At 63.1% G+C, this 23,043-nt stretch carries 18 protein-coding genes and 1 tRNA gene; 11 read left to right on the top strand and 8 right to left on the bottom strand.

All coding sequences use genetic code 11. The features are described 5' to 3' along the window. Positions 1-66 precede the first annotated feature (66 nt). Positions 67-2,202 (bottom strand): TonB-dependent siderophore receptor, encoded by a 2,136-nt coding sequence (locus HXS65_RS08215; RefSeq protein WP_176493645.1) that lies wholly within the window; start codon positions 2,200-2,202, stop codon positions 67-69. Positions 2,203-2,484: 282 nt separating this feature from the next. Further along, a complete protein-coding gene (locus HXS65_RS08210; protein WP_176493644.1) occupies positions 2,485-3,126 on the bottom strand; it encodes a hypothetical protein in 642 nt (213 codons plus the stop codon). A 215-nt stretch (positions 3,127-3,341) separates the two neighbouring features. On the opposite strand from HXS65_RS08210, the gene HXS65_RS08205 reads away from it, so the two are divergent. Further along, positions 3,342-3,418: transfer RNA gene (locus HXS65_RS08205), tRNA-Ile, on the top strand. Between the two features lie 341 nt (positions 3,419-3,759). On the opposite strand, the gene HXS65_RS08200 is transcribed toward HXS65_RS08205, so the two are convergent. Both HXS65_RS08200 and HXS65_RS08195 read right to left on the bottom strand, forming a co-directional pair. Continuing rightward, complete coding sequence (locus HXS65_RS08200) at positions 3,760-4,317, bottom strand: PRC-barrel domain-containing protein (protein ID WP_176493643.1); 558 nt, start codon at positions 4,315-4,317, stop codon at positions 3,760-3,762. A gap of 587 nt (positions 4,318-4,904) precedes the next feature. Next, positions 4,905-5,051 carry a hypothetical protein gene (locus HXS65_RS08195; RefSeq protein ID WP_157109499.1) on the bottom strand — a complete coding sequence of 49 codons (147 nt, stop codon included), beginning with the start codon at positions 5,049-5,051 and terminating at the stop codon, positions 4,905-4,907. A gap of 25 nt (positions 5,052-5,076) precedes the next feature. Between HXS65_RS08195 and HXS65_RS08190 the strand changes: the two genes are divergently transcribed. From HXS65_RS08190 to HXS65_RS08180, 3 genes are all read left to right on the top strand, one after another. After that, entirely contained in the window at positions 5,077-5,310 is a 234-nt protein-coding gene (locus HXS65_RS08190) for a hypothetical protein (RefSeq protein WP_065392415.1), read from the top strand. 601 nt (positions 5,311-5,911) lie between these two features. Next, the gene (locus HXS65_RS08185; RefSeq protein WP_136939025.1) at positions 5,912-6,205 is read left to right on the top strand and encodes a hypothetical protein; all 294 of its coding nucleotides are present in this window, start codon (positions 5,912-5,914) and stop codon (positions 6,203-6,205) included. Positions 6,206-6,490: 285 nt separating this feature from the next. Next, on the top strand, positions 6,491-6,718 hold the full coding sequence (locus HXS65_RS08180; RefSeq protein WP_077379159.1) for a hypothetical protein: 228 nt from the start codon (positions 6,491-6,493) through the stop codon (positions 6,716-6,718). Between the two features lie 94 nt (positions 6,719-6,812). Here the strand turns inward: HXS65_RS08180 and HXS65_RS08175 are convergent, their stop codons facing one another. Then, on the bottom strand, positions 6,813-8,426 hold the full coding sequence (locus tag HXS65_RS08175; protein WP_255304456.1) for a peptidoglycan DD-metalloendopeptidase family protein: 1,614 nt from the start codon (positions 8,424-8,426) through the stop codon (positions 6,813-6,815). Between the two features lie 543 nt (positions 8,427-8,969). Here HXS65_RS08175 and HXS65_RS08170 point away from each other — a divergent pair. After that, positions 8,970-9,857 (top strand): LysR family transcriptional regulator, encoded by an 888-nt coding sequence (locus tag HXS65_RS08170; protein WP_077379163.1) that lies wholly within the window; start codon positions 8,970-8,972, stop codon positions 9,855-9,857. Between the two features lie 157 nt (positions 9,858-10,014). After that, positions 10,015-11,025: a glutathione S-transferase family protein gene (locus tag HXS65_RS08165; RefSeq protein WP_176493641.1), complete on the top strand. Its 1,011-nt coding sequence runs from the start codon at positions 10,015-10,017 to the stop codon at positions 11,023-11,025. Positions 11,026-11,056: 31 nt separating this feature from the next. Here the strand turns inward: HXS65_RS08165 and HXS65_RS08160 are convergent, their stop codons facing one another. Next, entirely contained in the window at positions 11,057-11,563 is a 507-nt protein-coding gene (locus HXS65_RS08160) for a YaiI/YqxD family protein (RefSeq protein WP_077379167.1), read from the bottom strand. 577 nt (positions 11,564-12,140) lie between these two features. Between HXS65_RS08160 and HXS65_RS08155 the strand changes: the two genes are divergently transcribed. The 3 genes from HXS65_RS08155 (at position 12,141) to HXS65_RS08145 (ending at position 15,410) form a co-directional block, all read left to right on the top strand. Continuing rightward, entirely contained in the window at positions 12,141-13,838 is a 1,698-nt protein-coding gene (locus HXS65_RS08155; protein WP_065392493.1) for a DEAD/DEAH box helicase, read from the top strand. Between the two features lie 178 nt (positions 13,839-14,016). Continuing rightward, a complete protein-coding gene (locus tag HXS65_RS08150; RefSeq protein ID WP_176493640.1) occupies positions 14,017-14,589 on the top strand; it encodes a PRC-barrel domain-containing protein in 573 nt (190 codons plus the stop codon). Positions 14,590-14,642: 53 nt separating this feature from the next. Continuing rightward, complete coding sequence (locus tag HXS65_RS08145) at positions 14,643-15,410, top strand: endonuclease V (protein WP_176493639.1); 768 nt, start codon at positions 14,643-14,645, stop codon at positions 15,408-15,410. A gap of 51 nt (positions 15,411-15,461) precedes the next feature. Here the strand turns inward: HXS65_RS08145 and HXS65_RS08140 are convergent, their stop codons facing one another. Further along, positions 15,462-18,992, bottom strand: a complete 3,531-nt coding sequence (locus HXS65_RS08140) for an AAA family ATPase (RefSeq protein WP_176493638.1) — start codon at positions 18,990-18,992, stop codon at positions 15,462-15,464. Then, entirely contained in the window at positions 18,989-20,386 is a 1,398-nt protein-coding gene (locus tag HXS65_RS08135; RefSeq protein WP_176493637.1) for an exonuclease SbcCD subunit D C-terminal domain-containing protein, read from the bottom strand. Before HXS65_RS08135 ends, HXS65_RS08140 begins: the two co-directional genes overlap by 4 nt. Positions 20,387-20,744: 358 nt before the next feature. Between HXS65_RS08135 and HXS65_RS08130 the strand changes: the two genes are divergently transcribed. Next, positions 20,745-21,164 carry a DUF1499 domain-containing protein gene (locus HXS65_RS08130; RefSeq protein ID WP_077379176.1) on the top strand — a complete coding sequence of 140 codons (420 nt, stop codon included), beginning with the start codon at positions 20,745-20,747 and terminating at the stop codon, positions 21,162-21,164. Positions 21,165-21,686: 522 nt separating this feature from the next. Continuing rightward, positions 21,687-23,027, top strand: a complete 1,341-nt coding sequence (locus HXS65_RS08125) for an MFS transporter (RefSeq protein ID WP_176493636.1) — start codon at positions 21,687-21,689, stop codon at positions 23,025-23,027. The last annotated feature ends 16 nt before the right edge of the window (positions 23,028-23,043 follow it).

Here is a 23,043-nt window from a genome sequence, read left to right as displayed (position 1 = left end):
GACATCCTTGCCACCGGCGGGTCATGCGGGTCGATTCAGAATCGACGGACGGCGGACGTGTCGGAATCAGAAATCATAGGTCAGTGTCGCGGTCACGCTGCGCTCGGCACCGTAGTAGCAGAAGCTGGTGCTGTAGCAGGACGCGATGTATTCCTTGTCGAACAGGTTGCTGACGTTGAGCTGCACGCTGGTGCCGCTCCAGCCGACCTGGCTCAGGTCGTAGCCGACCAGGGCATCGACGAGTGCGTAGTTCGGGACCTTCTCGGTGTTCTCGGAATCCGCCCACATGTCGGCGTAGTAACGCACGCCGAGGCCGGCATTCAGGCCGGTCAGAGGGCCCTCGTTGAAGGCGTAGTCACCCCAGACGCTGACCTGGTGCTTCGGCACCTGATTGGCATCGTTGCCTTCGGTGCCATCTTCCGCCTTGGCATAGGTCACGTCGGTGTAGCTGTAACCGGCCTGCAGCGCGAAGTCGCGGGTCAGCTGGGTGCGGGCTTCCAGCTCCAGGCCCTGGGACTCGATCTCGCCGTAGGACGTGTAGTAGCTGTCTTCCGGGTCCTTGGAGGCGACGTTTTCCTGATTGATGCGGAACAGCGAGACGCTGTACTGATCACGCGTGCCGTTGGGCTGGTACTTCATGCCGACTTCCACCTGCTTGCCGGTGGTCGGGTCGAGCAGATCGCCATCCTCGTCGGTGTAGGAGTTCGGCGAGAAGGAGGTGGAGTAGCTGACGTAGGGCGAGATGCCGTTGTCGAAGCCGTAGATCAGGCCGATACGGCCGCTCATCTCGTTGTCGTTCAGCTCACTGCTGGTGTTGTAGTCGCGATCGGTATTCTTGATGTTGACCCAGTCCTGACGCAGGCCGGCGGCCAGGTTCCAGCGGCCCCAGCTGAGCTGATCCTGCAGGTAGACACCGGTCTGATCCAGTTCACGCTTCTGGTTCTCGGTGGCATAGATGGAGACATCGGCATCGCTGCTGCTGCTGGTGACGTCCAGCGAGCTGGCGGTCCCGTATTCCCAGTCCACGTCGTTGGTGCGGGTCTGATAATCGGCACCGAACAGCAGGGTGTGATCGATGTCGCCGGTGGAGAAGCGGGTCTCCAGCTGGTTGTCGACCGTCCAGGCACGCAGGCTTTCCTCGCCACCGGAGTAGTAGCGGGTCAGCTCGGTATCCGAGGCCCAGCCATAGGCGTAGACCTGCTCGAGATCCACGTCGGAACGCAGGTAGCGGAATTTCTGGCGCGCGGTGACATCGTCATTGAAGCGATGCTCGAAGTCATAGCCGAGCATGCGTTCGGTGCGATCGAATTCCTCGTAGTCCTCGTCGCCTTCGTAGAAGTCGTTGCCGAGCTTGATGCCGTCGTGACTCACCACCGTGCCCTCGTAGGGGAGGCCTGAGTGGTAGCCGCCTTCCGGGTCCTTCTGGAAGTAGCCCATCAGTGTGACGGTGGTGTCGTCGGTGACATCCATGGTGATCTGTGGCGAGAAGGCATAACGCTCTTCGCTGACGGAATCGACCTGGGTGTCTTCGGCGCTGGCAAGGCCGGTCAGGCGATAGGCGATGCGCTTCTCGTCGTCCAGCGGGCCGGTGAGATCGAAGGCCGCGCTGCGCTCGTTGTCGTCACCGACGGTGAAACGCACCTGGCCGGAGTCCTGGAACTCGGGGCGCTTGGACTGCATCGCGACCAGGCCACCCGGCGAGGAGCGGCCGTAGAGGACGGAGGACGGCCCCTTGACGACTTCGATGCTGTCGAGGAAGTAGGGGTCGATGGTCATCGAGCTGTAGGAGCCCGAGTCACCCATCAGCTTCAGACCATCCAGGAAGGTGTTGCTGACACTGCCATCGGAGAAGCCGCGCAGGACCAGATAGTCATAGCGGTTGGAAGCACCGATCTGATTGGTGAACACGCCCGGCGTATAGTCCGCGGCACGCTGCACCGTCTCGGCGGCGCGCTTGTCGATGTCATCACGGGTGATGGTGGAGACAGCCTGGGGAGTTTCCAGGTAACCGGTCTGCGTCTTGGTAGCCGCCGTGGTGGTGACCGTCATGGTATCCAGCTGCTCGTCCTGAGCATCCCGATGGTCGGCCGCCACGGCCTGCCCGGTGAAGGGTAGGCTCAGGGCAATCGCCAGTGCCAGCGGGTGCCGTGGCAGTGAAAGCAATGGGGATTGATGCGGGTGTCGCGTGGCGGAGTCTTTCATGAGTGACGATGTTCCATCCTGAATGATGTTTTTGCGAATGCTTCTTGTTTGTCGTTCTCTCCTGAGGGAAGACGTACAGGGTTGGCATTTCTGAACCATGAATGAGAATTATTTTTGTTATCTGATGTCAGTGGGCCGTGTACGTGGCCTGGCGGGGGCTTCCGGTGGCGCTCAGACATGCAAAGACCGCCCCGAAGGGCGGTCTTTGTCAGAGGGCGGTCTTTGTCAGAGTGCGGTCCTTGGCAGAGGGGCGCCTCGACGGAGGATGGCGCCGGCGGGGGATCAGCGGTCCTGCATCTCGCCCTGCAGCGTGATGGGGATATCGCCGACCAGATTGCCATAGCCCAGCAGGCCAAGCAGGGTACTGCCGACCTGGTTCTTGGCGACTTCCGCGCTGTCCAGCGCTATGGGCTCGGCGTTGGCGAAGCTCAGGCGGTCGGCACTCTCGCGGGTCACGTTCAGAGGCAGGGTGTCGCGGTGAGTGCGGTTGCCATCGGTGGCCGTGAAGGGCACCTGCATGCGTGTCGTCCTGCCTGTCTCCAGCGCTGCCAGAGCCACGGGGTCCAGATTCAGTGTCAGGGTGGCGAGACGCATCTGGCTGACGCCTGACAGCCACGGCGGCAGCTCGCCGACCTTGTCCAGCAGATCGGTCTGACCGACGCTGAGCGGAATGCTCATCTTGCCGTCATCACCGACGGTGCCGCTCAACCCACGCAGGTGGTGGACGTGCTCGACATTGCCCTGCGCCTTCTGTTCGGTCAGCGTGGCGGTGGCGCCACTGGCATCCGGGATCAGCTGCCAGGCTGCCTGGCTGGGCACGCTGATGCCGATACCACTCATGGCAACGGCCAGGGCGAGGGCCTTGATAGGGGCGCGAAGGCGCTTGTGGAAGGAAGAGGTCCAGCGAAGAAAGGGAAATGACATGGTGACTCCTGATGGCTGGGCGCTACGAAAGGTGAGCTCTGTGCGGCGCATTGAGACATTGGACACGCCAGTGGCGCAAGGGTTCGTGACAGGGTGGCAGGCGGGATGGGGCTGATCGGAGGCGGTGACGGCGGCTCGTGTCCAGCGAGGTCTATGTTGTTGAGTTTTCGGGCTTTCCTGACGCTTTGGCTTTCGCTATCATAGCGGCGCTGTCCGGGCCCATAGCTCAGTTGGTTAGAGCACTCGACTCATAATCGATTGGTCGCAGGTTCAAGTCCTGCTGGGCCCACCATCCCGAGGCGCTTTTCTGTAGCGCCTGCCAGGTCGCCATCGGCGGCTTTTTTTGTGCCTGCCCGTTTCGCCAGATCGATGGTTGTCCGCTTTCGGCTCTCCTCCGTGGCTCTTCGCCTTTCGCTGGCGGGGATCTCGGTTGCATGGGCTCGCATCAGCACGTCAGTCGTTCCGGCACGCCTTCGCTCCGCCAGATACCAGAACGCCCCGTGCCAGGTGGCGACGGGGCGTCGGCTCGAACGTCGTAAAGGACTGCTCTGATGTCACTGCCTTGCGGGCGGCGACGAATCCTTCATGTCACTGTCACGAGAATGGCGCGAGACGCTTCGGTGTCAGTGGTGATCACTGAGTCTCGTCTGCCATCTCATCCTGAGCGTCATTGGCGGCACCGCTGATCGCGTTGCCTGCCGAGGTCAGGGCATTGGCGGTTGCCTGACGAGTGTCCTGCCAGGCGCTGGCAGCAGTGTCCTTGGTCTCATCCCAGGCAGCGGCCGCGCTCTTGCGAGTGTCCTGCCACCAGTCGGTGGTGTACTGCGGCTGTTCCTTGAGCTGAGACTCATCCATGTTCACATGAATGCGATATTCGAGATTGTCGATGTCGTCACCCTGACGGGTTTCCAGCGTGAACTTGCCGGTCTCGACCACGTACTGCTGATCATCAAGGCCCAGCACTTCATCACTCTCGACCACCAGCGCGGCGACCTGCATGTTGTCGTCGAGCAGCACATCTTCCACTTCGCCCACGACTTGCTGGTCGTTGTTCTGCAGATAGACGTCAGCATCCATCAGTTCATCAGCGGAGTAGAGTCCCTGCGGATTGGCCATGGCCAGGCCGGAGGTGGTCAGCAGAGTGGTCGCGGTGATCGCACCCAGAATCTGTTTGCGGTTCATCTTGCTCATGCCGTACTCCTTGCGTGTCGATTCTTCATTGCCGTCTGCCCTGATGTAATCCGGCGGCGACTGCGTGGCGTGCTGCAGTGATGGGCCAATCAGGACATGGACGATGTCGGGCTGCCATCTCGTGCAGCCATGCTTCCTAAGATTCAGATGACGCGATCAAGTTTCAAGGGGGGAGTGGAAAAACTTGTACGGTAGTTCATGCGCTCGTCACGAATCAGGTGCACTTTTCGGCCAGCGAGATGCCGGCGTCTGGCGGGGCTACGGCGGTCTGCCGGCAGAACAGGAGGGCAAGGCATGGAGGTGTCCATCAGTGAATATCGACGGCCAACCGCGCTGTCATCCGTGCTGGCGGAGGAGAATTCCGCACTGTACCTGCAGTTTTCATTGCACGATCACTGAATTTGTAGCGAAGTGTTACGGTCGGGGCGTGACGATCGTCAGTGGTGAGATCGACATCTGCAGGGGGGTCAACGCTGCGTAATCGCAGTTCAGGATGGGAGGTTCAGGGTGTACGTTAGCTATACGGATACGTTTTGATACTCAGAAAAACTTGTACAACAGTTTTCAAGTGTCTAACTTTGAGGGTGTCAGAGCGCAGCGAGGCCAACGATGAACGCCTCGCCAAGAGAGGGAATGGAGATCCGCAGCGTGCTTTTCAAGCCCTCGTCCTTTCCTTGCTCGAGATCTGGCAGGTCACGGTCGAATCTATTGAGGAAGGCCGTGAGAGTTTTCATCAAGGATCCAGCGGAGGGCATCGAGATGAACGCAGTGCGCAAGGTTCCCATGGAGTGTTCACGTTGTGGCAGCAATCGCGTCAATCTGGGAGAAAGCCCAGCAGATGACGATATCGTGAGCTGCGCCGAGTGCGACGAATTTCTCGGGGTGTGGTTCATGCTGCGCGACCGGCTTGAAGCCAGCGCTCGCAAGCGTGCCACCATCGACCCTGCCTTGATGGCCAACCAGGTGATCAAGCAGCTTGATGCACAGGCTTGAGATGTTCTACCCACTGACAGCCAGCAGGTGATACGGCATTCATCAGTCGTCCAGCATGCTGGTCAGTGAGATGTGAGAGTCAGGCTTCGGCAATCGTCATCCTTTCGGTCAATCGTCCATTGCCGGAGCCCCGAGCAAGTGCCTTGTCAGAGGCGACATGAATTCGTGATACCGCTGGCGACTGTCCAGCGTCCTGGTCGACCCCCTCGGTGAGCGTTGGCTCCCGATTCAGGTCCTGTTCTGCCTGAGAGTGTTTTCCCGGCCATTGGCCGGGATTTTTTTGTGTGTCATCCGACAAGGCAATCAGCGTGTTTCGAGACAGCCTTGATCTGCATCATCCGTGGGAGTGTTATTCGTTTGTAAGATTGTCCTGTCAGGATGAGGCGCGTCTGATGCCCTGTCGCGGATGAGACATGCTGGAGATGCCTCGAGCTATCCGGGACATCAGCAAGGAATCTGATATTTCTAACATAAAGTGCAATGGAGTCTGCGGCCTCGTGTCTCCATCATGCGCACGCATGCTGAGCCATGTCTGCATGATCCCCTTATCGAGAGCCTGGTCATGACAACGTCACCTCTTGCGCCGAAAAGGAGTTCGCGCATGTTTTCTACTTCAATCCCGACCAGTAATGGTCCTCGCTGCCCCGAGTGCAATGAATCATTGCATTGGCCAGCCTGTGATCTCCCCGATGAGCACCTGTTGAAATGCCCGAATGGTCATGTCCTGTGTTCCATGGGGGACTTCCGACTGGCAGCACGTGAGATGGCGCTCCAGGAGGAGTTTCGTCTGACGCGAGATGGTGCCCGCTCCCATGCGCAACGACGCCCACTGGAGCACTCCGCGAGAAATCGTCAGGATGCCATCGTCAGCGGTGAACGCATCAGCGCGGCTTGAGAGTTCGCGCATCCTGAGGTCTCCAGCTCATTGCAAAGCCCCCGCCCGCGCCGGGGGCTTTGCGTTCCTGGCACACGACGCGAGCGGGAAGGAAGTCGTGTGCAGGAGACAGGCAGCCGCCTCACGGCTGCTCTTCTCGACCTTCGGTGGCAAGCACGCCATGGGGTTGCAAGCAGGATGCCTGCCCCCATGTCTTTCACAACCGCATGGATCCTGCGCACTTCCCGTTCCCCGGGCTTGCGTCGCGGATGCATGCCTTCCAGAGACTGCACAGGAGGCTGTTACATGTCCGATCTATCCGAGGAACTGCGTATCCCCAAGCCGTGCCCCGACTGTGGTAGCAAGCGGATGCGCGTCTCTCAGGTGCACAATCCGGAAGACAAGGTCTTCTGCGCCTCGTGCGGCACTTACGTCTGCCTGTATGCGGATGTGGCCAGGATGCGCGAGGAGGGGGCGTCCAGTGAAGCCGAAGAGCTGCTGGAGCAGGCCGCCAACAAGGGTATCAAGAAGTAACGACATCACCGGGGTATCCGGAGATGCCACGCCCTGAAACGCAAGAGGCCCTCACGTCGGTGAGGGCCTCTTGCGTTTCAGGGCATGGCGCGAATCAGCTTTCGTCAGAGCCTGTCGGCGTCGATGCCTTGGCGATGGCGCCGGTGTTGTCGGCGGCTTCCAGCTTGGCCAGCATGTTCTGTGACTCACGCTTGAAGGCGGCCAGCGCCTTGCCGGACAGTGACTTGTTGTTCGGCAGCTGGACGCGCATGGCATCGACCTGACGATTGTTGACCATCACCTCATAGTGAAGGTGCGGGCCGGTGGAGCGGCCGGTATTGCCGGACAGGGCGATCTTCTCACCCATCTTCACGCGCTCGCCTTTCTTGACCAGGGGTCTGGAGAGGTGCAGGTAGCGGGTCTTGTAGCCATTGTCCATGCGCAGCACGAGGTAGCGGCCCGCCAGCGGGTGATTGCCGACCAGTTCGACCACGCCATCAGCCGTGGACAGGACCGGTGTACCGACGCGAACGGCAAAGTCGGTGCCCTTGTGCGGGCTGATGCGACCAGTGACCGGATGGCGACGGCTCAGGTTGAAGGGCGAGCTGATGCGCGCCTTGTGAGCCAGCGGGTAGCGATTGAAGGCCGGGTCGAGCCCCTTGCCGTCCGGAGTGTAGTAGCGGCCATCGGCGGCATTGCGCACCACGGTCAATGACTTGCGGGTACCCTCGTAGCGGGCGGCCAGAATGCGCGAGTCGGTGCTGGTGCCATCGATCATGTCAGACTCGACCAGCACCTGGAACTTGTCGCCCTTGCGGGTATCGCGACGGAAATCGATCTTCTTGCCCAGTACCTGGGTCAGCTGGGTGACATCCGCCACGCCAAGACCGGTGGCCTCCGCCGAGAGCGAGAAGCTGCCGCTGACGGTACCGGCGAATAGACGCTGGGTCGCTTGAGTGGCCTTCTCTATCTTGGCGACGCTGAAGGAATCCTGCTGAGGGTCACGCTTGACCATGAAGCCGCGACGCGCATCCTTCATGATGCGCAGCGCCAGCAGGTTGCCGTCCTCGTCGAGCTTGTAGTCGAGGCTGTCACCGATACGCCAGTGGGTCAGCACACGCTTGTCCGGCAGCGACTTGATGATGCGGGTGGTCTCGCGATAGCCGAGCCCCAGAGAACGCTCCGCCATCACGGCAAAGGTGTCGCCCGCCTGCACGGTGTAGGTCTGCCATTCCGGGACATAGACTTCCTTGGCTGCCAGTTCGGTCTGCAGCGTCGGGCTCTCGCCTAGCTCGACCGGATCGACGGACAGATCATCGTAGGAGGTCCCGCCGGCCTGCTCATCGGTCGCGGTGGCGATCACCGCCTCGGCCGTCTTCACGGCAGAAGGTGCCAGTGCCACGATCGGGCCGGGCTCAGTCTCACCGGGAGGGTAGTTGGCGTCGGTCAACATCACCGGCATGTCGAAGTCGACATCGATGACCTCACTCGGCGTCAGCGCGGAGAGTGGCACCTCGCCAGCTGCGCTCAGTGCCTGATGCCCCGCATCAAGACTGGCCGTGGCCAGCGGAGCAGGCGTCTGTTGCGCGTGCGCGATGGCAACCGGCAATGCGTTCGTCACCTCCGAGCTGGCATTGGCCAGGTCGATGGCGAGGTGGCGAGAGGCAGGTGAGATCTCTTGAGAGTCCAGAGTTTCAAGAAGCTTGTGAGCGCCCAGCACGGTGACCATTGTGGCAACAGGTAAAAGAAGATACTTGTGCACGCGTGGGAGCGAATGAAGGATTCGCAGCATAGTTGACCGATGATGTGATGAAGTGAACAGAACAGAAGACGACAGATTCGCATCCGAACCTTAACCAAGCTTTTGCGCATTCGATAGGCTGGACACATGTCCAGTATTAGGAATTCAACCCTGTTTTGATCATCAGGGGTCGTGCTAGCGGTGTCTGTTTTATGAGGACAGTCGAAAATCCCGCCATTTTTGCTTAAGAAACGCTGTTCTCACAGTAATATCTGCTTGCTGTTAAATTTTGTAACTTCGTCGAAATATTCTGCAAGTCAGTGCGTACATCACGAGGATAGCGTCCTGTTGTCAGAGGATTGTGACGCAGAGTGGCGAACGTGTTGGCACATGATGCTCTGGCGTCGCAACATGAGATCTCTGAAGGGGGCGAAGATTGTCCAGAGGGACAGCAGGGTGGCGTCGCTCGTGTCGCCCTGTCTCGCCTTTCGTGCGCCCGCGTGGCAACAAGAAATCAGTGGAGAATGTCCGATGTCGTCTCGAGTGACTCTGGCCCAATGGCAGATGCTGGCCGCCGTGGTCGATCATGGCAGTTTTGCCCGAGCCGCCGAGGCCGTGCACAAGAGCCCCTCCACGCTCAATCATGCGGTGCATCGCCTGGAGGCGTTGCTGGGAGTGCCGTTGCTGGAGCCGGTGGGGCGCAACGTGCGCCTGACCGAGGCCGGCGAGATGCTCCTGCGTCGCGCACGCCAGTTGATCGAGAGTGCCAGCGCGCTGGAGGATGTGGCCCAGGCGCTGTCACAAGGCATGGAGAGCGAGATAAGCCTGGCCGTGGACCAGCTGTTTCCCTCGGACCTGCTGGCCCGTGCGTTGGAGGGGTTCTCCGCGGCCTATCCCCAGGTACGGATACAGCTGCACGAAACCACCCTGACGGGTGGCAGTGAGCTCTGGGATGCCGGCCAGGTCGATCTGCTGGTCAGCGCGCTGCCACAGGAAGGGCAGCTTGGTAGCCTGCTGGTGCGGGAAACCTTCGTGGCGGTAGCAGCGCCAAGGCATCCCCTGCATGCGCTGGGACGGCCGCTGGATCTGCGTGATCTCGAACAGCATCGGCAGCTGGTGGTGCGCGACAGCAGTCGCTCGACAGGCATGGATGCCGGCTGGCTGAAGGCAGAGGAGCGCTGGACGGTGAGTCATCTGGCGACGTCCGTCGATCTCGCCGAGCGTGGCCTGGGCTTTGCCTGGCTGCCGCGTTCACGAATCTCGCAGGCGCTGACCCAAGGGGCACTCGTGCCCTTGCCCTTGCTCAACGGCGGCGAGCGTGAGATCGACATTCATCTCTACCTGCCCGATGCCGACAGCGCCGGCCCTGGCGTGCGTGCGATGGTCGAGCAGCTGCATCACAGCGTTCAAGGGGGGTGAAGCACTCCTGAGCCACATGAGGAAGCGGCTGGGGATTGGAAAAGCCTCTGGGCGCTACCACCTGTCAAAGAGGCGTCATTCGTTGCGTGCGGGGACCATGGCTCCTCTGCGATCCCTTGAATGGCTATCCTCACCTTGCATGACAGGACATTTCCTCATGGGCTTACTGGTCGATGGCACCTGGCAGAATCGTGGTTACGATACCGACAGCAATGGCGGGGAATTCAAGCGCGAGAGTGCCAGCCTGCGTGACTGGGTCGTACCCCCCGGTGCGGCCGAGCAGGGCCCTGACGGCCAGTCTGCCGTGCCCGCCGAAGTCGGGCGCTATCATCTCTATGTCTCGCTGGCCTGTCCGTGGGCCCACCGTGCGCTGGTGATGCGTTCTCTCAAGGGACTGACGTCGGTCGTGGGCATGTCCTTCACCAGCCCCTACATGCTGGAACATGGCTGGAGCTATCTCGAGGAAGAGGGCTCCAGTGGCGATCCGATCAACGGCGTGCGCTACCACCATCAGCTCTACACCATGACCGACCCGCACTACACCGGCCGTGTCACCGTACCGGCGCTGTGGGATCGCAAGGCGGGTCGCATCGTCAACAACGAATCCGCTGACCTGGTGCGCATCTTCAACGACGCCTTCGATCCGCTGACCGGCAATGACCTGGATTTCTCTCCCGAAGACCTGCGCGGCGAGATCGACGCTCTCAATGCCGAGATCTACGACAAGGTCAACAATGGCGTCTACAAGACCGGTTTTGCCACCAGTCAGCAGGCCTATGAGCGTCACTTCACCGCGCTGTTCGCCTGCCTGGATTCACTGGAACGCCGCCTGGCCGACTCGCGCTATCTGGTCGGTGAGTGGTTGACCGAAGCGGACATCCGCCTCTTCACCACGCTGCTGCGCTTCGATGTCGTCTATCACGGCCACTTCAAGTGCAATCAGCGCCGCATCAGTGACTATCCCAATCTCTCGAATTACCTGCGCGAGCTGTACCAGTGGCCGGGCGTCGCCGAGACCTGCGATCTCGCGCAGATCAAGACCCACTACTACGGCAGTCAGCTGGCGGTGAATCCGACCGGTATCGTGCCCCTCGGCCCGATGCTGGATCTCGAGGCACCGCATGATCGTGAGCGCCTGACAGTGCAGGGCATTCGCCGCCACCACTGAAGCCATCGCTGCCGGGACGAGGCGTTCGGCCTCACGGCCTGGTTCGTCTGGCCTTGGCCAGCCAGCGGTCCAGCGCATTGCCGAAGTCGCGCTGCTCGCGCTGGCCATAGGCGGAGGGGCCGCCGGTGTGTTCGCCGCTGGAACGCATGCTCTCCATGAAATCGCGCATCTGAACCTTGGCGCGGATGTTGTTGGCATCCAGTGTCTCGCCGCGGCTCGTCATCACCAGGGCGCCTTTCTCGATCGCCTCCAGCGCCAGCGGCAGGTCGGACGTGATCACCATGTCGCCGGGCCGGGCGCGCTCGACGATCAACTGGTCCGCCGCATCGGCACCGGCAGGGACGGATAGCGCCTTGACATGCACCGAGCGTGGCAGCGGCACCTGATGATTGGCCACGAACCAGGTGGGGGTCGCGGTCCGCTCCGCGGCGCGGACCAGGATGTCGCGCGCCGCGCGGGGGCAGGCGTCAGCATCGACCCACAGCGTGGTGATGGGCTCGGCGGGTGAGGGGGTGGTGGGGTCTTGCACGTCAGTCATGCCGTCTCCTGTCAGAGGGAATTGGCGAGTGTGGCCTGCGCCGACAGACGCCTGGCCTGCGACCAAGGTCAAAAGAAAGGATGCAGAATGCGCGAGGGACTGCTAGAATGCCAGCTCCTCGCATGTAGTGACCCACCATCCTGAGTAGCCGAAGCCGGTGATCGCCTTTCTTGACAGGCCTTCAGACGGTAATTTCGCGCCTCCCGGACCGAGTGGCGTAGCTTGCCCCGAGCCCTCCGTGACCCCTCGATCCTTCGATGTCCGGCCGCCGCGACGCAAGACCCGTCCCAGTCCACAGTGTGCATGATGGAGCGCCCCGAGACTCTCAAGTGGAGAGCCTCTGGTTGCTGTACGGTCGCCGCAGCGTTGTGCCTGATAGCGGAAATGCGTCTGCCATCAGAGCAACCCGGGCCCGTCCATGCCAAGACGTCCAAGCACTCGTACGTTTTTTCTGATGATGCCAGCGCCTCGTGCCTGACGGCATCGCCAGACGGAGCCCTTACGCTTCGTGTCGGTTCAAGCCGACCCATTCTTCAGCTACAAGCTTCACTTGTAGCCATTTAGGTGTGAGATATACATGACCACGACTTCCGTCGTCGATCGCTTCAGCGATCTTGCCCTGCTGCCTGCCGTCCTGACCTCTCTCGAGAAGCTGGGCTACGAAACACCGTCCCCCATCCAGGCCCAGACCATCCCGAGCCTGCTCGATGGCCGTGACATGATCGGTCAGGCCCAGACCGGTACCGGCAAGACTGCGGCCTTCGCTCTGCCGCTGCTGACCCGTCTGGACCTCGACCGCCGCGAGCCGCAGGTTCTCGTGCTGGCTCCGACCCGTGAGCTGGCTCAGCAGGTCGCTGTCAACTTCACTCGTTACGGCCAGTTCATGCGTGGCCTGGAAGTTGCCACTCTGTGTGGTGGTCAGGACTACCGCGAGCAGATGCGCAGCCTGAAGAGCGGCGCCCAGATCGTCGTCGGGACTCCGGGTCGTGTCATCGACCACCTGGATCGCAAGAGCCTGAAGCTCGACGGCCTGTCCGCCCTGGTGCTGGACGAAGCCGACGAGATGCTGCGCATGGGCTTCATCGATGACGTCAAGCGCGTCGTCGCCGATACCCCGAAGGAAGCACAGCGCGTGTTCTTCTCCGCGACGCTTCCGACCGAGATCGAGCGTATCGTCAACCGCTACCTGGTTGATCCGATCAAGGTGGCCATCAAGTCCGAATCCAAGACCGCTTCCACCATCGAGCAGATGATGGTGCGTGTCGAAGGCGGCGCCAAGCTGGAAGCGCTGTCTCGCCTGCTGGAAGTCGAGACCGTCGATGCCGCCATCGTCTTCGTGCGGACTCGTGCCGCCTGTACCACCGTCGTCGAGCAGCTGATGGCTCGCGGTATCTCCGCTGCGGCACTGTCCGGTGATCTGGACCAGTCCCTGCGTGAGCGTACCGTGACGCGTCTGAAGCGTGGCAAGGTCGACGTGCTGGTCGCGACCGACGTCGCCGCTCGTGGTCTGGACGTGGCGCGTATCACCCACGTCTTCAACTACGACCTGCCGGGTGACAGCGAATCCTTCGTGCACCGTACTGGCCGTACTGGTCGTGCCGGTCGTGAAGGTCGCGCCATCACCTTCGTCAGCGGTCGCGAGATGCGCAAGGTTCGCTGGATGGAGCAGGCCCTGGGCCAGCGCATCACCGAACGCCAGCTGCCGAGCGAAGAAGAGATCCGTGCTCACCGTGACGCGGCCTTCCGTGCTCGCGTCGTCGAAGCCCTGGGCAGCAGCTCCAATGGCCACCGCGCCCTGGTGCAGAGCCTGATCGAGGAAGGTCATGATCCGGTCGAGCTGGCCGCGGTCTTCGTCAAGATGGCTCGCGCCGAAGAGACGCCGATCCAGTCCCTGCCGAAGCCGGGTGCGCGTCGCAACGAGCGTCCTGAGCGCGGCGAGCGTCCGGAACGTGGTGAGCGTCGCAGCTCTGCGCCGGTCGCACGTGAAGGCATGAAGCTCTACCGTGTGGCCGTCGGCCATCGTGACGGCGTCAAGCCGGGTCAGCTGGTTGGCGCTCTCGCCAACGAAGGTGGCATCGAAGGTTCGCGCATCGGTCGCATCGACATCCGCAACACGCACAGTGTCGTGGAGCTGCCGAGCGGTCTGCCGACCAGCATCGTGTCCAAGATGGCGCGTGCTCGCGTCGCTGGCCGTCCGCTGGAACTGGCAGAAGACGGTGCGGGCGCTCGTCCGCAGCGCCGTGAAGGTGGCAACGACGACCGTCGTCGCGCCTGATCAGGCCTGAGTCTGGCCGGCGCTGAACACAGTGCTGGCCACGGCTTCTGAAAAGACCGGTACCTCTCACGAGGTGCCGGTTTTTTTGTGCCTGGACGAAAGGCGCCACAGGGGCTGGTATCCTGTTCTGGCATAGCGGTGGAGCGTCCACCGTCCATCATTTCCCGAGGATGCCCACATGATCTCTTCACTCGATGCCCTGCGCCGTGGCCTGAAGGCCGCGCCCGCCCGCCAGCTGATACTGTGCGCTCTGCTGGCGACACCCTGGTTGTCGCTCAGCGCGGCCCACGCCGAGTCCGGCATGCCCGCCAGCAGCGCCACGCCGGAGATTCGCGTCCCGCTGGTCTCGCTGGAGGCCCTGCGGCTGTCACCGGTGGTCACGCCGCAGGGCGAGGTGCTGGGTCGGGTCGAGGATGTGCTCAGTGATACGCGTGGCCAGATCCATCGTCTGTTGATCCGCCCGGAAGGCGGTGACAAGGCGGCCAGCATCGACTTCACGCGCTTCACTCGTGAAGCCGTCAGTGATCCGCTCGCCGCCACGGCCCCCGGCGACATCCGCTACCGCCTGGTGCTCGACATGACGCCGGAGCAGCTGCTGGCACGCGCGGATCAACCGCTTTCCAATCGGCTCTCGCGTCAGCTGGAACGCAGCATGGGGGAGGTCGGCAACGGGCTGGACAGCTTCCGCAACCAGGCGGCGGAGGTGCTGCGTTCACTGGGCAAGCAACTTGAAGGTGAGGGCGATCGATAGCATCTGAGAGGGAGAGACCCGCAACCGCCGTGAGGGAATGCATGAGTAAGTGCATGAGTGAGTGGACGACAGCACTGCACGATTGGAATCTCGACCCTGCCGACGCCGTCGCCAAGCAACGCGAAATGGCGACGCGACTGACGCTGACGCCGCCCTGGGGAGCAAGTCCCGAGGCCTGGCCGGCGACCATCACGGGGGTCGATATCGGCTTCGAGGATGCAGGCGAGGTGACACGCGCGGCGGTGGTGACGCTGGATCTGGCGACGCTGGAACCCCTCGAGCAGCAGCTGATCCGTCAGCCGACCCGCATGCCCTACATTCCGGGCCTGCTGTCGTTTCGGGAGCTGCCCGCTGCCATCGCCGCCATTGAGGCACTCGAGCGGCCGCCCGAATGCCTGATGGTGGACGGTCATGGCATCGCCCATCCGCGCCGCCTGGGTGTGGCGGCGCATCTTGGCCTGTGGTGTGACCTGCCGTCCTTTGGCGTGGCCAAGAAGCGTCTGTGCGGCAAGCATGGCGAGCCGGGCGATGCGCGTGGTGACTGGGTCGCGTTGACGGATCGCGTACGCGAGGCGGATGCCGAGCTCGGCATCATCGAGGATACCGAGCTGCCCAGACGCGAACAGCGCAGCCAGCTGGGCGCCGTGCTGCGCTCACGCGCGAAGGTCAAGCCGGTGTTCGTCTCGCCGGGCCAGCGCATGAATCTGGACACGGCGCTTTCGATGACCCTGCACTGTCTGGGCAAGACCAAGCTGCCCGAGCCGACCCGGCTGGCGGATCAACTCGCCAGCCGACGTCTCAAGCGGCTCCGTGATGCCTAGCTTCGCATTACCTGTCTTTGCGTTATCTGTCTTTGCGAGGCCTGGCGACGCTTAGCCTTCGATCTCCAGACGGCTCTGGCCGTTGCCCGAGGGGCGCACCGCGATACGCACCGGAATGCGCTCATGCATCTCGGCCACATGCGAGATGACCCCGACGCGACGGCCGCTGGCCTGCAGGCCATCCAATGCCTCCATCGCCAGCGCCAGCGAATCCGGGTCGAGACTGCCGAAGCCCTCATCGATGAACAGCGATTCGATGCGCAGCTCGCCGGAGGCCATGCCCGCCAGGCCCAGCGCCAGTGCCAGCGAGACAAGGAAGGTCTCGCCACCGGACAGCGAGTGAACGCTGCGCAGTTCATCACCCATCTCGGTATCCACCACCACCAGTCCCAGCGGGCTGGCGCCGCGTGCCAGACGATAGCGACGTGCCAGATTGGTCAGGTGCAGATTGGCATGCTCGATCAGGCGTTCGAGATTGAAGGCCTGGGCGATGGTGCGGAACCTGGCGCCGCTGGCGCTGCCGATCAGCTCCGACAGCGCCCCCCAGCGCTGATGTTCGGCACGCGCGGCTGCGAGACGCTCGGCAAGCGCGGCGCTGCCACTGCGGCGCTGATCATCATTGAGTATCGCCGCCTGTGCCGTCTGATGGGCCTCGCGCACGGCATTGAGCGGTGCCTTGAGTGTCGTGATCAGACTGGCCAGCGCCTCGCCAAGCTCGCGGGTGTCGTCCTCGGGCCCTGGCGGCGCATCCGTCAGTGTGCCAGCGGCTCCTTCTTCCGGTGCCTCCTGCAAGCGGGCCTGCAGACCAGCATGCACCGCCAATGCCTGCTCGGCCTGGCCGCGAATGACGCCGAGCTCTTCAGCCCCTGATGCACCGTCTGCCTGCGTATCGTCTCCAGTCGTGTCCTCGGCGGGCGCTGCCAGCTGTTCGAGCGCTGCCTGCCAGTCGGAGGTCCGAGCGGCCTGCCAGTGTTTGAGCTGACGCGCATTGCGCTCCTCACACAGGGCATCCGCGCGTGCGACTCGCTCGTGGGCGCTACGCAGTTGCTGGCGCAGTGCCTGCAGGTCGTGATCCTCGACGGCCAGCAACTCCTCGATACGCGCGTCATCCAGGCCAGGGTTCGCGGCCTGCCAATGCGCGCGTTCGCTGTCGAGCGCGCGCTGCTCCTCTTGCAGCTCCGTCTGGCGTTGCTGCAGGTTGGCCTGCTGCTGCGTCAGCTGCTGTTGCTGGTCGCTCAGCTCTTGCAGTGCCTGACGCGCATCCTCCTGCTCATTGCGCATGCGGGTGGTCAGCGATTCGACCCAGTCGGACCAGTCGCTCACGCTGGCATGCTGTCGCCTGGGGTCTGCGCTCAGCTGCTGGGCAAGCGTGCCGCTCAGCTGCTCGATCTCGTTCGCCAGCGCCGCGATGCGTGCCTCACACTGCTGAAGCTGCGCTTCGCCATGCTGGCATTGCGTCGTCAGGGTGGCGTGGCGTGTCGCCAGTGCCTGGCGTTGCTCCCGCAGCGGCGTCAGCTGACGCAGCGTCGTCACCAGCGTGTTCTGACGGGCGTCCAGTTCGCCAAGGCGCTGCTCGATCAGTTCCAGTGCTCGTGCGGCAGGCAGCTGGGGCAGGGACTCAAGCAGCGGCTGCTCTGACAGCGAATGCCGAGCCAGAATGTCGGTCAGGTTCGACTGACAGGTCTGCGCCTGCTGCTGCAGACGTTGTCGTTCCGTGTGCAGCTGCGCCTGTTCCTGCTGCAGATAGCCGAGCTGCTGCTCGAGACGTGCGTGCTCGTGACTGGCCGCCTCCATGGCGTGCTGCGCGGTGGCCGTGGCCTGTCGGCGCTGTTCAAGGCGCTCGCGGGCCTGCTGTTCCAGCTGAGCGATCAGCGCCTCGGCCGGCGCGGCCTGGCCGGCGGCGGGGTGCTCATGGCTGCCACATACCGGACATTCCTCGCCATGGACCAGCCCACGGCGCAGCGCCATCACGTTGTCGCTGCGTGCCAGACGCTCCTGCTCCTGCTGGCGGCGCTCGGCGTCTTCCTCGTGGCGCGCCTGATCACGGGCCTGCAATGCCTGGGCCTGCCGGGCAGCCACATCGCGCAACGCCTCTTGCTGCCGAGGCAGCTGCTGCTCCAGCTCGACAAGGCGCTGCTGGACCTCATCACGGCGGGCCAGGCCATTGATCTGCTCGCTGAGCACAGGTTTCAGCTGCAGCAATGCATCGCGCTGACGTTGCAGTTGGTCCCGATGGTCTTCGGCATCGCTCAGCGGCTGGCCGGACTCGTCGACCAGCGTCGCCTGTAGCTGCAGGAGTTGCTGATCCAGCTGCTGGCGCTGTCGATCCTGTGTCTCCAGCTCCTGCTGATGGTGGCCGAGCGTGTCGCGCAGGCGTTGCTGTTCACTCTGCTGGCTGACATGTGTCTCGCGTTGTTGTGCCTGACGCGAGGCCACCTGACGGGCCTCTTCCAGCTTCGGCAGTTGCTCGCCACGCCAGGCCTCGCAGCGTTGCATGCGTTCATCGGCGGCCTGCTTGTCGGCCCGGGCCTGCTCGGTACGTGGTGACAGAGTGCCGAGCTGTTGCTGTACCCGGGTGAGCTGCGTGGTCAGCTGGGCATGCTGCGGCGAGATCGCCTTGAGGCGCAGCAGGGCAGGGCGAATCGGCGCGAGGGCTTCCAGGGCGCTGAGTTGCTCGCGCTGACGGGATAGCGCAGCACTGGCGGCGTGAGCCTCCTTCTGTTCAAGCTGCGCCTGACCCAGGGCCTGTTCGAGCTCGCCCGCCGTGGTGGTCCACTGGTGATAGGCCGTCAGCGCATCATGCTGTTCGCTGAGGCGGGTCATGGCCGTCTGGCGTAGACGGACCTCATCCTCGAGTGCCTGGCGCTCGTCCGGGCTTGCCGGCAGCTGGCCATCCAGCTGGCGTTCGAGCTTGTTGACGGCCTCGCGGGCGCTGCGCTCACGCTCGTGGGCGGCGATCGAGATATCGGAGTAGTGGCCGGTATCGGTCAGTTTCTCCAGCAGCTCCGAGCGCTCGTTGTCGTTGGCGCGCAGGAAGGCGCTGAACTCGCTCTGGGCCAGCAGTACGGCGCGGGTGAACTGCTCGAAGTTCAGTCCCAGTCTGTCGATGATCAACGCCTTGGCGTCATTGCTGGTGGTATTGAGGGTCTGAGCTGACTGGGTGTCATCGGCCGTGGGCAGCAGCTGGAGATGTTGCTTGGCGTTCTGCAGGCGTCCGCCGGGCTTGCCGCGCGCACGGCTGACCGTCCAGCCGGCGCGATAGCGCAGGCCATCGCGGCCGATGAAGTCCACCTCGGCCTTGCCTTCGCCGCAGCCGCGCCGGAGCAGGCTGCGCGGGTCCTTGAGGGTCAGCTGATGCTCGCCGACATCCTCCAGCTGACCGCCGCTCGGGGTCTGGCGCAGGCGTGGCGTGGTGCCGTAGAGCGCCAGACACAGGGCATCGAGCAGCGTGCTCTTGCCAGCGCCGGTGGGGCCGGTGATGGCGAACAGGCCCGCATCGGACAGCGGCGCCTTCTCGAAGTCGACTTCATGCGCGCCGGCCAGCGAGGCCAGGTTGTCGAGGCGCAGGGCGAGGATCTTCATGACTGACCTCCCTTGGCCTTGTCTGCCGAGGCTGTCTTGTCGTCCTGGCGACTGGGCTTGGTGGTCTTGCTCGGTTCCCCTGCCAGGCGTGCCTCACGCGCGATCTCGACCTCCTCGAGCAGCTGGGCGAAATCCTCGATCAGTGACGGGGCCGGCTCGCTGTCATAGGTGGCGCGATAGTGGCGCTCGAACAGCCCCATCGGCCCCAGTTCATCGAGCTTCACGCCCTTGGGCGCGCGATTCTCGGCGCTGGGCGCCGGATAGCGGGTGACCAGCTTGATCAGCCGCAGCGGCGCGTCTTCCAGCAGTGCCTCGATGCGCGCGCGCAGGTCGATCACGGGCGCCTCCAGCTGCACGCTCACCTCAAGCCACGGCCAGCGTGCCGACTCGAGTTCACGGTCTGCCTCGGCGACCAGCGCCGTGAGCTGGGCGGTGATCTCGGTCAGCGGTGCCGGTCCGATGCGCGTGAGCGCGACATGGCAGGGCACGCGATGCTCCTCGACGCCCGCGAGTGTCTCGTCTTCGAGGGTGATTTCCAGCACGCGGTGACCGTAATCGACCTCGGAGAAGTCCATCGCCAGCGGCGTGCCGCAATAGCGGATACGCTCCTGGCCGCCCACGCGTTGCGGACGATGCAGGTGGCCGAGCGCCACATAGGCGATGTCGTCGGGGAACAGGCTGGTCGAGAGCGCCTCTTCACCGCCCATCAGGATCGGCCGTTCGCTGTTCTCGGAGACTTCGCCATCACGCATGTGCGCGTGACCCATGGCGATCAGCGCCTCGCCGGGCTGGCGGGCGGCACGCGCCGCGCTGACCAGCTGCTCGTGCACACGGGCCACGCCGTCGCGGTAGGCCTCGCTGCGCGTGCGTTCGGCCTTGCCTGCTGCTTGCCCTTCTTGCTCGCCGCTGCTCAGTCCGGTGACCTCGGCCGGGCGCAGGAAGGGCACCGCCAGACACAGGGCGCGGCGCTTGCCATCACGATCATGCAAGGGCACCAGCAGATGCTGGCAGTCGAGGCTGTGGGCATCGCCGCCGTCGGCGGAATCATCCACCCAGCGCACGCGACCCAATGCATGCGTCTTGAGACGCGCGAGCAATGCGGCTGGCAGCTCGATGCGCGAGCCGGAATCGTGATTGCCGGCGATCATCACGATCTCGAGCGCCGCGTCCTGCTCGTGGGCGCGCACGATGAAGTCGTAGAGCAGCTCCTGGGCGGCGAGGCTCGGATTGACCACATCGAACAGATCCCCGGCGATCAGCAGGGCGTCCGGGGTCAGACACTTGAGCCGTGCCAGCAGCCAGTCGAGAAAGGCGGCATGTTCGACATGGCGACTCTGGCCATGGAAGCTCTGGCCGAGATGCCAGTCCGAGGTATGCAGAAAGCGGAAGCTCACGATGCGTTCCTTGCGGTGTCAGAAGGATAATCACGAACCCGGTCGAGCTGACGTCCGAGTCTGGATGTGCTCAGTGTACGGATTGCGTCTGGTCGGGCGAAGGGGAGGGCATCATGTGTCGTGCATCTGGAGCGCATTTTCAGGCAGTTGATCTGGATCAATCCCGTTCACGGGCAAAATCGACAAAAGTCGCTACGCTGAAAGTCGAGGCCTGTGTCGAAATCCGACAAGCCCCGGCGATGGCAGCGTCAGGGTGGCTTCAGAAAGGCAGGAATCGATGGACGACCAATGAACAACAATCAGGCCGGCAACATGGGAAGCCGTTGCCGATGCCCAGAGATGACAGGAAGGAATCGCAATGCGCCACGGTCTTTTTGCCTCACCTCGCCCCGATAACCTCGGCCTGCATGATGGGCTGCTGGCACCAGCCCCGAGTACCCCCAACGGGGTCAGCTCCCAGGCCTCCGACAGCAAGCATTACGTAGCGCCGCTCCCGATGCCGACGGACTGTTGCCTGAGCGCGATGGAGAAGATGCACAGCATCATCGAATCCATGGGTCATGCGGAAATCATCAGTACGGATGACGGTTATCTGCATGCGGAATTCCACACGCCCCTGCTGGGCTTCGTCGATGACGTGGAAATCGTCTGCAATGAACAGGAAGGCGTCTGTCATGTACGCAGCGTGTCACGCATGGGACATTCCGACCTCGGCAAGAATCGTCAGCGGGTCGAGGATATCCGTCATCGTCTCGAAGGCTGGGGTTACTGCAGCTGAAGCTGCCCCGAGAAGGGCATCGCTCACGTCGATGCGCCACTTTCACCTCGCCAATGCACCTGTGTGTCTCCCGACGACTTTCCATCACCCCGGTCGGCCTGTTCAGGCGCCGGGGTGTTTCGTCTGCGTCTTTCGTGCCTGATCTGCCTGGCCGGGCTTTCATGTCCCTTCGTGCGCTTGCGACATTTCGTGCCCCTCGCTGCAGAAACCGCCCGTAATCCGTGAGCGGGCGCTACCCAGCCACGGACGTGTTTGCTACTCTGGGTGCGTTACATGAGACGCATGACTGCATCGAGCAATATTGTGTTTTTCGCAATACAGTGATGCAGCGTACGCTGGCAGGATTCCGCACCATCGCCACGCCCGGGGCAACCCCGGTGCTTTCCGCCATTGCGCTCGCTAGGACGCCTGACCGTGGCGTCTGCGAGGCTTGTGCTGAAAGACGACACGACAACAAGATGCGCGACGCGTGAATCACTCTTGACCATCGCTGGACACCAGCCCCCGCTAACACAGAGATCCATGAACGATTCCGTCCCCGCAGCGGGCACAGCCACCGCTGCCCACGATTTGCCCAACGAAAATTCGCTCAAGCGTGGTGACATCAAGGTACTTGGCCTGTCCGCACTCGGCGGCGCCCTCGAGTTCTATGACTTCGTCATCTTCGTGTTCTTCGCCACCGTCGTCGGTCAGCTGTTCTTCCCGCCCGACATTCCCGAATGGCTACGTCAGGTGCAGACCTTCGGTATCTTCGCCGCCGGTTACCTGGCGCGCCCGCTGGGCGGCATCATCATGGCCCACTTCGGCGATACGCTGGGTCGCAAGAAGATGTTCACGCTGTCCATCTTCATGATGTCGTTGCCGACCCTGCTGATGGGCATGCTGCCGACCTATGCCGTCATCGGCATGTGGGCGCCGCTGCTGCTGATCATCCTGCGCATCTTCCAGGGTGCGGCAGTCGGCGGTGAGGTGCCGGGGGCCTGGGTGTTCGTCAGCGAACACGTCGCACCGCGTCACAATGGTCTGGCCTGCGGCACCCTGTCGATGGGGCTGGTGGGCGGCATCCTGCTCGGCTCGCTGATGGCCAGTGCCATCAACAGTGTCTATACCCCGCAAGAGGTGAGTGATTTCGCCTGGCGGATTCCGTTCATCATCGGTGGCGTGTTCGGGCTGTTCTCGGTCTACCTGCGTCGCTGGTTGCACGAGACCCCGGTCTTCGCCGAGATGCAGCAGAAGAAGGCGCTGGCCGCCGAGCTGCCCTTGAAGATGATCCTGCGTGAACAGCGTCCGGCGATTGCCGTGGCGATGGCCGTCACCTGGGTGCTGACCGCCGCCATCGTGGTGGTGATCCTGATGACACCGAGCCTGATCGCGGAGCTCGAGGGGCTGACTCGTGCCGCCGCCTTCTCCGCCAACAGTCTGGCGATCGTGGCGGTGTGCATCGGCTGCATCGTGTCCGGTTACATGGTCGATCGCATCGGTGCCGGGGTGACTCTGGTGCTGTGGAGCGCTCTGCTGGGCATCACCTACTGGATCTTCCTGGCCACCATGCACTCGGACCCCAGCCTGCTGGTGCCGCTCTACTGCCTGACCGGCTTCAGCGTCGGCATCGTCGGCGCGGTGCCGAGCATCGCGATCCGCGGCTTCCCGCCGGCAGTGCGCTTCACCGGGCTGTCGTTCTCCTACAATGTCGCCTACGCCATCTTCGGTGGCTTCACGCCGATTCTGGTCTCGCTGATGATGACCGTCTCGCCGCTGTCGCCCACCTGGTACGTGGCGGCGCTGTCGCTGATGGGCGTGGTGCTGGGTCTGTGGCTGGCGCTCAGTCCGCGCGGCCGCGAGCTGATGGAAATCACGCGCTGAGCAGAGCACTGACTCG

It is taken from the genome of Cobetia sp. 5-25-4-2 (genome assembly GCF_013374075.1).
Classification (GTDB): Bacteria; Pseudomonadota; Gammaproteobacteria; order Pseudomonadales; family Halomonadaceae; genus Cobetia; species Cobetia marina.
This window is presented reverse-complemented; position numbering and strand designations above follow the sequence as displayed.

Excerpts from the sequence above, each read along its gene's own strand:
- HXS65_RS08200 (WP_176493643.1), bottom strand. The coding sequence starts at position 4,317 with ATGAGCAAGATGAACCGCAAACAGATTCTGGGTGCGATCACCGCGACC.
- HXS65_RS08165 (WP_176493641.1), top strand. The coding sequence starts at position 10,015 with ATGGGCTTACTGGTCGATGGCACCTGGCAGAATCGTGGTTACGATACC.
- HXS65_RS08210 (WP_176493644.1), bottom strand. The coding sequence starts at position 3,126 with ATGTCATTTCCCTTTCTTCGCTGGACCTCTTCCTTCCACAAGCGCCTT.
- HXS65_RS08125 (WP_176493636.1), top strand. The coding sequence starts at position 21,687 with ATGAACGATTCCGTCCCCGCAGCGGGCACAGCCACCGCTGCCCACGAT.
- HXS65_RS08170 (WP_077379163.1), top strand. The coding sequence starts at position 8,970 with ATGTCGTCTCGAGTGACTCTGGCCCAATGGCAGATGCTGGCCGCCGTG.
- HXS65_RS08160 (WP_077379167.1), bottom strand. The coding sequence starts at position 11,563 with ATGACTGACGTGCAAGACCCCACCACCCCCTCACCCGCCGAGCCCATC.
- HXS65_RS08140 (WP_176493638.1), bottom strand. The coding sequence starts at position 18,992 with ATGAAGATCCTCGCCCTGCGCCTCGACAACCTGGCCTCGCTGGCCGGC.
- HXS65_RS08190 (WP_065392415.1), top strand. The coding sequence starts at position 5,077 with ATGAACGCAGTGCGCAAGGTTCCCATGGAGTGTTCACGTTGTGGCAGC.
- HXS65_RS08175 (WP_255304456.1), bottom strand. The coding sequence starts at position 8,426 with ATGGTCACCGTGCTGGGCGCTCACAAGCTTCTTGAAACTCTGGACTCT.
- HXS65_RS08195 (WP_157109499.1), bottom strand. The coding sequence starts at position 5,051 with ATGAAAACTCTCACGGCCTTCCTCAATAGATTCGACCGTGACCTGCCA.
- HXS65_RS08145 (WP_176493639.1), top strand. The coding sequence starts at position 14,643 with ATGAGTGAGTGGACGACAGCACTGCACGATTGGAATCTCGACCCTGCC.
- HXS65_RS08150 (WP_176493640.1), top strand. The coding sequence starts at position 14,017 with ATGATCTCTTCACTCGATGCCCTGCGCCGTGGCCTGAAGGCCGCGCCC.
- HXS65_RS08215 (WP_176493645.1), bottom strand. The coding sequence starts at position 2,202 with ATGAAAGACTCCGCCACGCGACACCCGCATCAATCCCCATTGCTTTCA.
- HXS65_RS08185 (WP_136939025.1), top strand. The coding sequence starts at position 5,912 with ATGTTTTCTACTTCAATCCCGACCAGTAATGGTCCTCGCTGCCCCGAG.
- HXS65_RS08180 (WP_077379159.1), top strand. The coding sequence starts at position 6,491 with ATGTCCGATCTATCCGAGGAACTGCGTATCCCCAAGCCGTGCCCCGAC.
- HXS65_RS08155 (WP_065392493.1), top strand. The coding sequence starts at position 12,141 with ATGACCACGACTTCCGTCGTCGATCGCTTCAGCGATCTTGCCCTGCTG.
- HXS65_RS08130 (WP_077379176.1), top strand. The coding sequence starts at position 20,745 with ATGCGCCACGGTCTTTTTGCCTCACCTCGCCCCGATAACCTCGGCCTG.